Annotated in this window: 15 protein-coding genes and 1 pseudogene; 6 read left to right on the forward strand and 10 right to left on the reverse strand. The window is 70.3% G+C overall.

Annotated features, from left to right (window positions below):
* Positions 1 to 121: 121 nt before the first annotated feature.
* Both BLQ73_RS33685 and BLQ73_RS30260 read right to left on the reverse strand, forming a co-directional pair.
* The gene (locus BLQ73_RS33685) at positions 122 to 406 is read right to left on the reverse strand and encodes a hypothetical protein (RefSeq protein ID WP_218126099.1); all 285 of its coding nucleotides are present in this window, start codon (positions 404 to 406) and stop codon (positions 122 to 124) included.
* A gap of 40 nt (positions 407 to 446) precedes the next feature.
* On the reverse strand, positions 447 to 989 hold the full coding sequence (locus tag BLQ73_RS30260) for a DinB family protein (RefSeq protein WP_093176232.1): 543 nt from the start codon (positions 987 to 989) through the stop codon (positions 447 to 449).
* A 342-nt stretch (positions 990 to 1,331) separates the two neighbouring features.
* Here BLQ73_RS30260 and ccmA point away from each other — a divergent pair, with 342 nt between their 5' ends.
* Both ccmA and BLQ73_RS30270 read left to right on the forward strand, forming a co-directional pair.
* Positions 1,332 to 1,958, forward strand: a complete 627-nt coding sequence (ccmA, locus tag BLQ73_RS30265; protein WP_093176234.1) for a heme ABC exporter ATP-binding protein CcmA — start codon at positions 1,332 to 1,334, stop codon at positions 1,956 to 1,958.
* 73 nt (positions 1,959 to 2,031) lie between these two features.
* Positions 2,032 to 3,519: a DUF6297 family protein gene (locus BLQ73_RS30270; RefSeq protein ID WP_245691557.1), complete on the forward strand. Its 1,488-nt coding sequence runs from the start codon at positions 2,032 to 2,034 to the stop codon at positions 3,517 to 3,519.
* Positions 3,520 to 3,658: 139 nt separating this feature from the next.
* Here the strand turns inward: BLQ73_RS30270 and BLQ73_RS30275 are convergent, their stop codons facing one another.
* Positions 3,659 to 4,591: an AraC family transcriptional regulator gene (locus BLQ73_RS30275; RefSeq protein ID WP_093176237.1), complete on the reverse strand. Its 933-nt coding sequence runs from the start codon at positions 4,589 to 4,591 to the stop codon at positions 3,659 to 3,661.
* A gap of 71 nt (positions 4,592 to 4,662) precedes the next feature.
* On the opposite strand from BLQ73_RS30275, the gene BLQ73_RS30280 reads away from it, so the two are divergent.
* On the forward strand, positions 4,663 to 5,508 hold the full coding sequence (locus BLQ73_RS30280) for an SDR family oxidoreductase (RefSeq protein ID WP_093176239.1): 846 nt from the start codon (positions 4,663 to 4,665) through the stop codon (positions 5,506 to 5,508).
* Complete coding sequence (locus tag BLQ73_RS30285) at positions 5,505 to 5,924, forward strand: hypothetical protein (RefSeq protein WP_093176242.1); 420 nt, start codon at positions 5,505 to 5,507, stop codon at positions 5,922 to 5,924. The genes BLQ73_RS30280 and BLQ73_RS30285 overlap by 4 nt, the downstream gene beginning before the upstream one ends.
* 84 nt (positions 5,925 to 6,008) lie before the next feature.
* Here BLQ73_RS30285 and BLQ73_RS30290 read toward each other — a convergent pair whose 3' ends face one another.
* Positions 6,009 to 6,857: a GNAT family N-acetyltransferase gene (locus BLQ73_RS30290; protein ID WP_093176258.1), complete on the reverse strand. Its 849-nt coding sequence runs from the start codon at positions 6,855 to 6,857 to the stop codon at positions 6,009 to 6,011.
* A gap of 558 nt (positions 6,858 to 7,415) precedes the next feature.
* The gene (locus tag BLQ73_RS30295) at positions 7,416 to 7,643 is read right to left on the reverse strand and encodes a hypothetical protein (RefSeq protein WP_093176245.1); all 228 of its coding nucleotides are present in this window, start codon (positions 7,641 to 7,643) and stop codon (positions 7,416 to 7,418) included.
* A 535-nt stretch (positions 7,644 to 8,178) separates the two neighbouring features.
* On the opposite strand from BLQ73_RS30295, the pseudogene BLQ73_RS35210 reads away from it, so the two are divergent.
* Positions 8,179 to 8,292, forward strand: a pseudogene (locus BLQ73_RS35210) (helix-turn-helix domain-containing protein); the annotation flags it as partial.
* Between the two features lie 159 nt (positions 8,293 to 8,451).
* On the opposite strand, the gene BLQ73_RS34385 reads toward BLQ73_RS35210, so the two are convergent.
* Both BLQ73_RS34385 and BLQ73_RS34390 read right to left on the reverse strand, forming a co-directional pair.
* Entirely contained in the window at positions 8,452 to 8,616 is a 165-nt protein-coding gene (locus BLQ73_RS34385; RefSeq protein WP_245691558.1) for a hypothetical protein, read from the reverse strand.
* A gap of 84 nt (positions 8,617 to 8,700) precedes the next feature.
* Complete coding sequence (locus tag BLQ73_RS34390; RefSeq protein WP_176955784.1) at positions 8,701 to 9,162, reverse strand: hypothetical protein; 462 nt, start codon at positions 9,160 to 9,162, stop codon at positions 8,701 to 8,703.
* Between BLQ73_RS34390 and BLQ73_RS35215 the strand changes: the two genes are divergently transcribed.
* Positions 9,116 to 9,292, forward strand: coding sequence for a hypothetical protein (locus BLQ73_RS35215; protein ID WP_176955785.1), 177 nt, complete (start codon positions 9,116 to 9,118; stop codon positions 9,290 to 9,292). The genes BLQ73_RS34390 and BLQ73_RS35215 overlap by 47 nt on opposite strands.
* Here BLQ73_RS35215 and BLQ73_RS32980 read toward each other — a convergent pair.
* The 3 genes from BLQ73_RS32980 to BLQ73_RS30315 all read right to left on the reverse strand — a co-directional run.
* Entirely contained in the window at positions 9,232 to 9,426 is a 195-nt protein-coding gene (locus BLQ73_RS32980) for a hypothetical protein (RefSeq protein WP_093176247.1), read from the reverse strand. The two genes, BLQ73_RS35215 and BLQ73_RS32980, sit on opposite strands and share 61 nt — an antisense overlap.
* Positions 9,423 to 9,854 (reverse strand): RidA family protein, encoded by a 432-nt coding sequence (locus BLQ73_RS30310; RefSeq protein WP_093176250.1) that lies wholly within the window; start codon positions 9,852 to 9,854, stop codon positions 9,423 to 9,425. Before BLQ73_RS30310 ends, BLQ73_RS32980 begins: the two co-directional genes overlap by 4 nt.
* 511 nt (positions 9,855 to 10,365) lie before the next feature.
* A partial coding sequence (locus BLQ73_RS30315; RefSeq protein ID WP_143020538.1) for a serine hydrolase occupies positions 10,366 to 10,828 on the reverse strand: 463 nt, incomplete at its 5' end.

Below are 10,828 nucleotides of genomic sequence, written 5' to 3' on the forward strand. Positions count from 1 at the left end.
ACGACCGGGCAACTGCACCGGACAACGATCGACGCACGGCCAACTGCCCAGGACAAGGTCCAACGACCGGGCAACTGCACCGGACAACAGGGAACACGGGGCCAACTGCGCGGGGCAACGATCAACGACCGGGCAACTGCGCCGGGCAACGATCGACGCACGGCCAACCCTCGGGCGTGCGGGTACGGCGCATCACCGGCCGCTGGGACGCCGACACCCAGACCTGGACCCCGCAGCCCACCAGCACCACCGAGGACGCCGTCACCTCCACCGAGGGTTCCCCGCAGGGCTGCACCAGCGCGGTCAGGGCCTGTGCGGGGTTCCCGTGTATGGTGTCGCCGCCATGCTGCTCACAGCGGCGGTCCTGGTGCTCGCACGCCGGACCGAGTCGCCGAAGGTGACCCACCTCAAGCTCACCGTGGGTCGCTCTTAGCCGGCACCTTCGGTTACCGGTCCTCGCCGCCGCGGGCGAAGTAGAGGTTGCGGATGAGGCCGACCTCGGAGACGTTCTTGGTCAGCTCGACGGTGACCCAGCCCGCGACGTCGGCCAGCCGCATGCCCTGGCCCCACGGGAGGGTGGCGGTGCGGTCGGTGGAGTCGAGGTCGGCGTCGGTGAGGTCGGCGACGTGGGCGCGCCAGTCGTCGTGGAGGCCGCGCAACCAGTCGACGGTGGCGGGCATCGAGCCGGGCCAGGTGATCTCCTCGCGCGCGGGGGCCCCGGAGCCGAAGCAGTGGCCGAGGGTGGTCGTCCACCAGTAGCCGATGTGCCAGGTGACCCAGCCGATGGTGAGCGCCGGCACGGGGTCGGGCTCCTGGTCGTTCCAGTCGGCGATCCAGCGGCCCTGGGCGTCGGGGCGCACGGTCCAGCAGTGAGGGGCCGGTTCCCAGAGGCAGACGCGCTCGTCGAGGTCCTTGCCGAGGTGATAGTCGAACAGGGCCCAGGCGATGTCGAGCTGGCGGGCGAGAAGGTCTACGCGTGGTGCAGTCACCCGCGCAAGCCTGCCAGCGGCCGGAACGGCCCTGCCACTGGTTTTCCGTCGCCCACACGCCGAGCGCATGATTTACCCGACCCGCTCGTCTTGCATGTCAAGGAGGGCGAGTGGATCTCGATATTCATCATCAGTTGGTCGGCGGGTTGTTCCGTACCGTGTGTCTCCTTGCCCGGGGGCGGCACGCGGCCGAGGACCTGGGCACCGAGTAAACGTCGGCCCCGGCGGTCTCCGTCTGCCTTCCGACCAGGTCAAACCGTGCTTCATCCGAAGCCGCCGCACCGGGCCCCGGCCGGAGAGGACACCGGCGCGCCCGCCGGGGACAGGCGTTAGTGTCGTGCCATGCCACATGCAGTGATCACCGCTCGCGACGTCGAGGTGGAGTTAGGGGGCACCCCCGTCCTTCGCGGCGTCGATCTCACAGCGGCGCCCGGGGAGATCGTCGCCGTCGTGGGTGAGAACGGAGCGGGCAAGTCTACGCTGCTGCGCTGCCTGGCCGGGCTGCATCCCCCGCTCGCCGGCCGCATCGACGTGCTCGACGCCCCGCCGGCCGACACACCCGTGTTCTGGCGGGACGTCGCCCTGGTCGGCGACGAACCGGCCTGGTATCCGGGGCTCAGCACCAGGGAGCACCTGGAGTTGATGGAGGCCGCGCACTCGCGTGTCCGCCTGACGGTCGACGAGGCGCTCGCGCAGTTCGAGCTGTCGAACCGCGCCGACCTGGCGCCGCTGACGCTCTCCACGGGCCAGCGGCAGCGGCTTTCGCTCGCCATGGCGCTGCTCAGGCCCAGCCGGCTTCTGCTGCTGGACGAGCCGGAACGCGGGCTCGACGAGGGGTTCCGCGGGCGGCTCGCGGAGATTCTCAGCGCCTACGCCCGCGAGGGCGGTGCGGTGGTGATGGCGACCCACGACATGGGGCTCGCGCGGCACACCGGGGCACGGGTCGTCACTCTGGAGGCCACCCCGTGAACCCCGTACGACGTGGGAAGAAGCCCGGCGCACCGGCGGCCGGGGTGCGCCCTGTCACCGTGGAGGTCACGCCGTGAACCCGGCGCGTGCCTATCTGCGTTCAAAGCGCGGGGAGCCGATGGGCTGGACCGAGCGCTACAGTCTGCTCTTCGGGGTGGGCCTGGCCGTCATGCTCGGCGGGCAGCAGATCGTCGACGCGCTCGACGGGCTGGCGCGGCAGGTCGATCCGGGGCGGGCCGCCGCGGGGCTGGCGTTGGCCGCCGCGGGCTATGTGGGGTTCCTCGCTCTCGCGCGCGCGGCCGGTCCCGTGGTGTTGCCGGCGGCCGATGCCGCCTGGCTGGTGCTGTCGCCGTTGCCGCGCCGGTCGGTGCTGGGCAGGAGCGCGATGGCGCTGCTTGCCGTGTCGACGGCGGGCGGGCTGGTGCTCGGGCTGGCGCTGCTGTCGGTGGTCGGGGCTCCGGACGGTCTGGTGCTGCGCCTGTTGGGGGCGCTGGTGCTCGGGGTGGGGGCCACGGTCGGGGGGATGGCCATGGCCGTCCTCGGTCAGGGCTCGCACTCGTGGGATTGGTGGCTGCTGGGGCTGATCGCTGCCGGTACGGCGGTAGCCGTACTCATGGCGGTGTACGGCGAGCAGATCGCCGCGCGGCTCGCCGGTGCGCCCGCCGGGTGGGTGGCGGCTCTGGCGGGGGTGGTCGCGGCATGTGCGGCGCTGCTCGCGCGGAAGGCGTGGGCGGCGCTCGACCGGGTGCCGGCGCGTGGTCTGATGCGCTCGTCGGCCCGGATGGGGCGGGCGGCGTCGGCCGCCGCGATGATGGATCCGGGCATGCTGACCTGGGCCGCCGAGGACAACCACTGGCGTGGCCGTGCCGTACGCTCGCGGCGGTGGCCGGTGCGCGGCGGTGCGGTGGCGACGGCATGGCAGGAGTGGCGGCGGCTGGGGCGGCGTCCGGGACGGCTCGTCCTGCTGCACGCTGCGGCCGTGCTGCCGGCCTTGGCCGCGCGGGCCGGTGGCGGGTTGTCGGTGTTCACGGCCGGTGTGCTGCTGTGCGGCGCGATGACGGCGGCTGCGATCTGCACGACGGGTGCCCGCCGCGACGGGGACAATCCCTCGCTGGCGCGGCTCCTCGCGGGTGGTCCGCGGAGGGTGATGGGGGCTCGTGCCGTGCTTCCCGGGGTGATGGCGGCGGTGTGGCTGCTGTTCGCGCTGGGTGGGCTGGCCCTGGTGGGAGCGCTGCCCGGTGTGCCGTGGTGGCTGATCGGTCCGCTGGCCGCCCCCGCGCTGGCCGCGGCGGCGCTGCGTATGGCGGGGCGGGGGCCGATCGACCACTCGCTACCCGTCCTCGACACGCCTGGGGGCCCGGTCCCGTTGGGAGTGGTGATGTGGGCGGCCAAGGGTGTCGATCTCGCGGTGGTGGGTTGTGCGCCGCTGCTGGTGCTGTTGCTCTTTCCCTCGGCAGACCCGGTGCCCGTCCTTCTCGCCCAGGCCGTGGCCGGGCTGGGGGTGCTCGCCGTCTTCGTGCTGCGGTCAGCTGGTCGCAGAGCGCGCGTCCGGCTCACATGAGGCCGTGCGGGCGGCCGGGCCCTCCCCCGCCGCCGCCCGCGCACACCTCGGGCGCCGCGAAGTGCCGGTGAACACGGACCTCAGCCCCTCCCCCACCGGCTCGGCACAGACGCCCGGCCGGTAAGACCCCCTGACGTCGTCACCTGGTCTGAGGGGCGCTGCGGTACTCGCCGGGCGTCATGCCGTACCACTGCTTGAACGCCAGGTGGAAACCGACCGGCGAGCCGTACCCGACACGTTCGCTGATGCGGTTGTGCGCCAGCGTGGTCTCGGTGAGCAGCCGCGCTGCCTCCTGCATGCGGCGGGCGGTCAAGTGGCGCATGGGCGCCTGGCCGAGGAGGCGGGTGAAAGCGGCGGAGAAGGCCGAACGCGACATGCCTGCCTCGGTGGCGAGCGTTTCGACGGTCCAGGGTTCCGCGAAGCGGGTCTGGACGGCGCGCAGCGCGGCGGCCACACCCTCGTGGCGCAACGCTCCCATGACGGGTCGGCCGTCGGGGCAGTCGCCCTCCATCGCGGCCCGCAGCGCCAGGACGAAGACCATCTCGAACGCGCGCAGGGCCACGAGCTGGGCGCCGGGGGCGGCGTTGTCCCACTCGCCGGCCAGGCGTTCCAAGGTGACGCCGAGCAGCGGATGGGCGTGCAGCCGCTCGCGGCGCAGGACCAGCAGCGGCGGCAGCGACTGATACAGGGGTGCGGCGGCGACCCGGTCGTAGTGCAGGCCGCCGCAGAGAATGAGGGTCCGCTCACCGGGCCCGGCGATCTCGACGGTGCAGACCTCGCCGGGCTCGCGTTCCGGCAGCACACCGCTGAGCGGTACGGTGGCCCGCCCCGGCCGGTCGCCCAGCGTGTGGGCGGTGCCGTGCGGGAAGACGGCCAGGTCCCCGGCCTCGAGGCGGACCGGATCGCCGCCCGGCAGTTCGGTGACACACACCCCGGAGACGACGTAGTGCAGCAGCGCGCAGCTTTCACGGTCCCCGCTTATGCCCCAGGGGGCGTGGGCGAGCCAGCGGCTGAAGAAGACCCCGTGCAGCCGCAGCGGGGCCAGCAGGTCGCTGAGCAGATCCCCAGCCATCGGACGATCCTTAAAGAGAACGATACTTCTATTTATAGATCGTACAGTTGCGTGGCGGCACAGTGGTGGCCATGACCTTTCTCGTATTGAACGCCGCCGGCGCCCAAGGCGGCGCCGTGGCCCGCCGGCTGCTCGCCGCAGGACTGCCCGTGCGAGGCTTCTCACGCAGCGGCGCCGTCCCCGAGGGAGCCGAATCCGTCACCGGCGACCTGACCGACGCGGAGGCGGTCAAGGCCGCCTTCGCCGGAGTCAGCCACGCCTCGGTGACCCTGCCCATGGTCTACGATCCCGCTGTGGTCGAGGTGTACGTCCGCAACATCCGCGACGCCGCCCTGGCCGCCGGGGTGTGCCACCTGGCCTTCAACACCGCCAACCGCCTGCCCGAGGGCGAGACCGGCGTCGTCGCCTACGACACCCGCCGGGCAGCCGTGCGCACCCTGCGCGAGGCCGGGTTGCCGGTGGTGGAGCTGCGCCCGGCCGTCTATCTCGACAACATCGCCGCACCCTGGTTCGCCGGGCCGCTGGCCGCCGACGGCGTGCTGGCCTACCCGCTGCCGGCCGACCTGCCGGTGGCCTGGCTCTCCTTGGAGGACCTCGCCGCCTTTACCCACGCAGCCCTCATCCGCGACGACCTGGACGGCGCCGTCCTCAAGCTCGGCCCGGAGGAAGCCGTCACCGGCGCCGACCTGGCAGCCGCCGTCGGCGCCCGCTATCAGCTCCTGGACGTCACCGCCTTCGAAACCGCCCTGGCCGCGGTGACCGGACCGCGGACGGCCGCCGCCGTCGCCGCCACCTACCGGCACATCGCCGCCGACCGCGCCCTGGTGGCCGCCGACCCCTCCGCCCTCGACCTGCTGGACGTACGGCCGACGCCCCCGCGAGCCTGGCTGGCCGCCCAGCCCTGGGCCCGGCGTTGAAGGGCGGCACGCCTCACGGCGCGTCGGCCGACCACACGCGCCGTGAGGTCGAGGCGGAGGTCGTCCGGCACCACCAGGTGATCGAGCGCTGGCTGTCGGGCTCGGCGGGAAAGGAGGAGTTCGACCGCTTCGCCGAGGCACACGCCGTCGAGTTCACCCTCACCACCGCAGACGGCGCCACCCTGGACCGGGCGCGGGTCCTGAAGGAGGTCGAGGGTCTGCACGGCTCCGCACCCGGCCTGCGCATCGCCATCCAACAGGTGCGACTGGTGGCCTCGGAGGGGCCACTGCTCGCAGTCGCCTACCAGGAGTGGCAGCCGGCCGCCACCCGGCAGTCGACCGTGCTTCTGCGGCGCCGCGGAACGGCCTTGCTCTGGCTGCACCTCCACGAGACCTGGCTACGACCGTCACCCTGACCGCGATCCGACAGCAGCGAAGTCCCGCCACTGATGGTCAAGTGGCAGGAGCTGGCTGATGAGGCGGAGGGCGCCACGGCGACGTCAGCCCAGTTCAAGGCTCGTGGTCGCGTAGATCCCGCTCAGATCCACGTTCGGGACCGGTCCGGTGTACATACGGGCCGCCTCGAAGGTGGCCTGCAGGCCGAGCCGTTCGACCAGCGCCACCGAGGCCTTGTTGGCGTCCGGCACGTCGATCGCGATCGGCAGCCCGGGTACGGCGCCCGCCAGCGCGGCCATCAGCGACAGCGCGACGTCCTCCGAGGCGGCATACAGCGGCCCGATCCGCGAGGCCCCGGCGGCGGGCCGCAGCACCCCGAACCCCTGCAGCTCCCCATCGCGCACAGCCGCCAGGGCTGTGCGGTCGGACAGACTCACCCATGAGGCCAGGAACGCGTCGCGTGCGGTCGGGAAGAACCTGCGGTCGTAGGCCGCGAGCCGATCGAACGGGATCGCGCGGGCATCGACCAGCGCCACGTCGCCGACCGGCTCGGCGCCGTGGGGCACCCCTTCATAGCGGACGTGGTTCCACGCCCGCCGGAACCCTGACTTGCGATAGTCGGCCTGCCTCTCCACCACTCCGTCTAGCGCGACGTTGCGCCCCTCCAGGTGTGCCATGCCCGCCTTCCACACCTGGAGCCCATAGCCTTGCCCCCGCAATTCCGGTCGCACAATATAGAACCCAATAAATCCGAAGTCCGCCCCGTATCGGACTGCGGAGATGGATGCGACCGCCTCACCGTTCAGGCGTCCGACGAGAAACCCGTGCGGATCCGCCGCGAGGAAGGCCTGACCATCGGATTCGCCGGGATTCCACCCTTCCTCATCCGCCCACTCCCGCAGACGGCGCACTACGTCCTGCATCGAGGCAACACCGACAGTCAACTCTCCCATGAAAAGCATTCTTCGCCACGCGCGGCACCGCTGTCACCGTTTCCCGATAAACCGCCTTCCCTCCGTGAGGCGTCATCGTTTCCGGAGAATCGCCTCGCTGTTTATGAGCGTATGATGAAGTGCGGATTGACCAGGCAAGCCGCTCCAAACGCTTACCAGCGCAGGCAGACGGCCATAACGTGGAACGCGGGGTCAACTGCGCGGGACAACGATCAACGGTGGGCCGAGCAGGCCCAGGGCATACAGGCCCTCTAGAAAACAGCGAAAGCCGAGTGCGGATGCCCTGGCGGTTGGTCGCGATACCTTTCAGGATATCGGGCGACCCTGCTTTGCAGACCCCGATTCAACGATCGAGTTCCTGGTACCTGCGATAGGCGTGCGCCTAGTGTCTCAGCAAGCCTGCGGCTCGTCCTCACCGCCACCTCCCGGATGGCCCTCGTGCCATGCGGCACCAGCACCGGAGTGTTCCGTGACCTACTTCCAACGCCGGATCAGGCACCCCCGACAGGGCGGCCCGGTGGAATGTGCTCGCGCCGGGCCGCCGTCCTTCAGGTGCGCTTAGCCGATGGGTACGACGCGGCCATCGGGGAGGTGGCAGTGAAATGACCAGATCGGGAAGAAGCCGCCCGGCTCCAGTTTGTTGACGAGGCGGCCTCCGGCAGCCTCGCACTCCTTGAGAGTGATCGAGGGGGAGGCCGACGCGGCCGATGCACCGACGGTCAGCGTGACCGTGGTGGCGAGCAGGCCGCCGACCAGACCTGTGGTGATGAACATCGTGCGACGCATGACCGCTCCTTCAAGAGTCGAGAGATGTCACAGGAAGCGACTATGCACCTACTTAAGGCCGTCGACCTTAGGGAAAGCCTCAGTCCGGCATTGGATTCCCAAGGTGAACCGGCTGCGGCCGGAGGTGACATATGGGTGAAGGGCCCGCGCGAACCGAAGAGGCGCGTGACCCTCCGCAGAGCCCTGCCCATCACCCACCCCGCGATATGTGCATACCTCAATGAACCCGTTCAAAGCCTGAGGCCCGTGCCGATGCCCCTTGCGGAGAAGAGGCAACGCTCCAAGCCGACGGGTTGCGCGATAGAAGTGTCGATGTGAGGTCTCAGGACATGCTTCACCGATCGTTATCAGGACATGGCTGACGCCTCACCTTTATTCGTGATCTTCTACCTCCGCTTCTTGATCAAGGCTGTGAGGGTGTGGGGTCGTGGACCGGCAGGCGACGGTGGAGTATCGCTATCGGGCAGTTCGGGAGGTGCTGGCGGGATCGCCCATCGGTGAAGTCGCGGCCCGCTATGGGACCTCCCGGTAGTCGGTGCATGCCTGGCGTAAGCGATTCGAGGCCGAGGGCCTGCCGGGGCTGGACGACCGGTCGCGGCGGCCCAGGACCAGCCCGACGCGGATCGCCGCCGAAGTGGAGGCGCTGATCTGCCAGATTCCGGCGTCGACATCCGCGCCGGGGAGCCCAGCGGATCAGCTTCGAGCTCGGACGGCAAGGCCTGGATCCGACCCCGTCGAAAGCGACCGTGCATCGCGCCTTGGACCGCAACGGCCTGACCCGGCTCCAGGAGCAGCATCACCCGCGGACCTACCGGCGCTGGCAGCGCGAGGCGTCGATGGACCTGTGGCAGATGGATCTGGTCGGCGGGGTGCCGCTGGCCGACGGCCGGGAGTACACGATGGTCACCGGCATCGACGACCACTCCCGGTTCGTGGTGATCGCGCAGGTGGTGGCGGGCCCAGCGCGACCCATGACGCCTGTGGGCGACGCTTTCCCACGATCGCCCGCAGGAGGTTGGCGACGATGGCGCTCAAATCCATGTCGGGACACCTGCGGTCATCGTGCGACGGCGGGGATGGTGAACCGCATGTGGCGCTCGTCCAACCAGGCACGGTCGAGCTCCCTGCCCGTGATGCGGCCGATGAGACGCAGCGCAGACGTAACCTCCGCCGAGGCTGAATCCCCGGCGAAGTCCAGCCCGTCCATGTACTCGTCCAAGGCGTGGGGATCAGTACCGTCCCTTTCCGCTGGGTCGCCGACCATGAGCGTCGTCACCGTTTCACCGTTGACGACATACTCAAGGTCGTCTACGCCTCTGATCTCATAGAGCGGCCAGCCCAGATAGAGGAGACTCCCCCCGTTGCGGGTCAGCTCGACCCACGACTGCCATCGCCTCCGGCCGCCCAGCGGCCTCAACAACGGCTTCGCAGCGTGACACTTCCTTCCGTGGCCGCTCGTCAGCGCCCAGGCCGTGAATAAGCAGGTCATCCGTACCAGATCCGCCGTCCTCGCCGTCACGGCCGCTCTCGCCGCTCCGCAGGCCGAAGCCGGGCCGGACATCTTCGACGGCCTCTGGCGGAGCCACGGTCAGGACACGATCCACCGGGTCCGCGACGGCAGCTCACCACCTTCGACACCACCATGGTGAGCTGCCTGCCAGGCCTTCTCACCGCCGAGCGCACCCTCCCACGCGGAGGCCGCGGTCCAGCGCCGCCAACGGACCTGCGGGTCGCCGTCCGGCAGCAGGTCCTGGACCGGGCCGGCCCCCGGTGCCGCGGTCACGAACTGGCGGGCCCGGTGTTCTCGCCGGTGATCACAGCGACCGCCTCAACCTCGACGAGCTGGTCGTCGTACCCCAGGGCGGCCACGCCCAGCAGCGTGCTGGGAACGTCGTGCGCGCCCATGTACTCCCGATAGACCTCCCACGCCTCGACCAGGTCGCTCTGGTGTGACGAGGCGACGTACACGGTGGTCTTCGTGACGTCGGTCAGCGACGCGCCGGCACTCTCCAGCGCCGCAACGAGGTTCTGCATCGTCCGGTGCGTCTGGCCTGCGATGTCCCCCACCGCGACCGTCTTGCCCTCGGCGTCGAGCGGGCACGCCCCTGCCGCCCAGATGGCGCGCACCGGCACATCGGCAACCGACGCGTACGCGTACTGCACCGTCTGGGAGAGTTCGTGGTTGCGGACAAGCCGAACACCTGTGCTCATGAAAATCCTTCTGCTGCGTCGTTCCCCTTACGATCATGCCTAACGACGGGCGCGAAGACATCGTTCCTGTCCTCGGCTCCCGAGCGGAGGTCTGCGTCTTTTGGTCGGCACGTAGGACGTAGCCGGCTCCCGGTTCCAGATGGGCCGAGCCCACCTGGCCTGGGTCGGGAGTTCTGCACAGCCGTTCAGGGGCCTTCGCCCCTGTCATGACGCTACGGTTCGTCGTTCCAGATCGGCACACGGCCCGTCGGCGAGGACCTTTCCTGTTCGGACCAAGCTGCTCGGCACGTTCCTTCCTCAGGACCTTCAGGCGAGGCCCCCGAGACGTGCCCGCTGCCGTATGGGCTGCTGCGCTTCGCCGTACTCGCCGAATCCTTGAACGCGGTGGGCCGTGGCCCGTCACGGAGGCGCGGCGCGGGCTCGGGTGGGGTGGCCTTCTCGGGATGTTGTTCCAACCGACCCCGCCGCTCCGGCTTCCAAGTGCGTCGACCATATGCGCATGTGGGCGCTATCAAGGGCTGAGAGCCTCGGGGTGGCTCTGTAGTGCGGCGGCAAGGAGGTTCGCGGCCCTGAGGTCAGGCATGCCTTCCTCGACGCGGTTCATGACGTAGCCGAACGCGAGGCCGGTCGCCGGGTCGGCGAAGCCGAGCGATCCGCCGCGGCCGGGGAAGCCGAAGGCGGTCGGTGAGTACCAGAAGGCGTCCGGCGTCGGGAGACCGAAACCGGTGCCTATGCGGACGGGCACGCGCAGGATGCGGTCCATGCCGCGGGCCTGTTCCGCGGTCGCGGCGGCCAAGGTCTCGGCAGTGAGAATGCGGTGCCCGTCCACCTCGCCGATGAGCGCGGCGTAGAAGCGCGCCAGGGCGCGAGCCGTACAGATGCCGTTGGTCGCGGGCATCTCCGCAGCCTGCTCCTGCGGCCTGTTGTGGTCCAGCGGGGGCGTGACGACGGCGAGCGAGCGTCTGGTCAACGAC

Origin of the sequence: Sinosporangium album (genome assembly GCF_900100605.1) — a bacterium.
GTDB classification, from domain to species: Bacteria; Actinomycetota; Actinomycetes; order Streptosporangiales; family Streptosporangiaceae; genus Sinosporangium; species Sinosporangium album.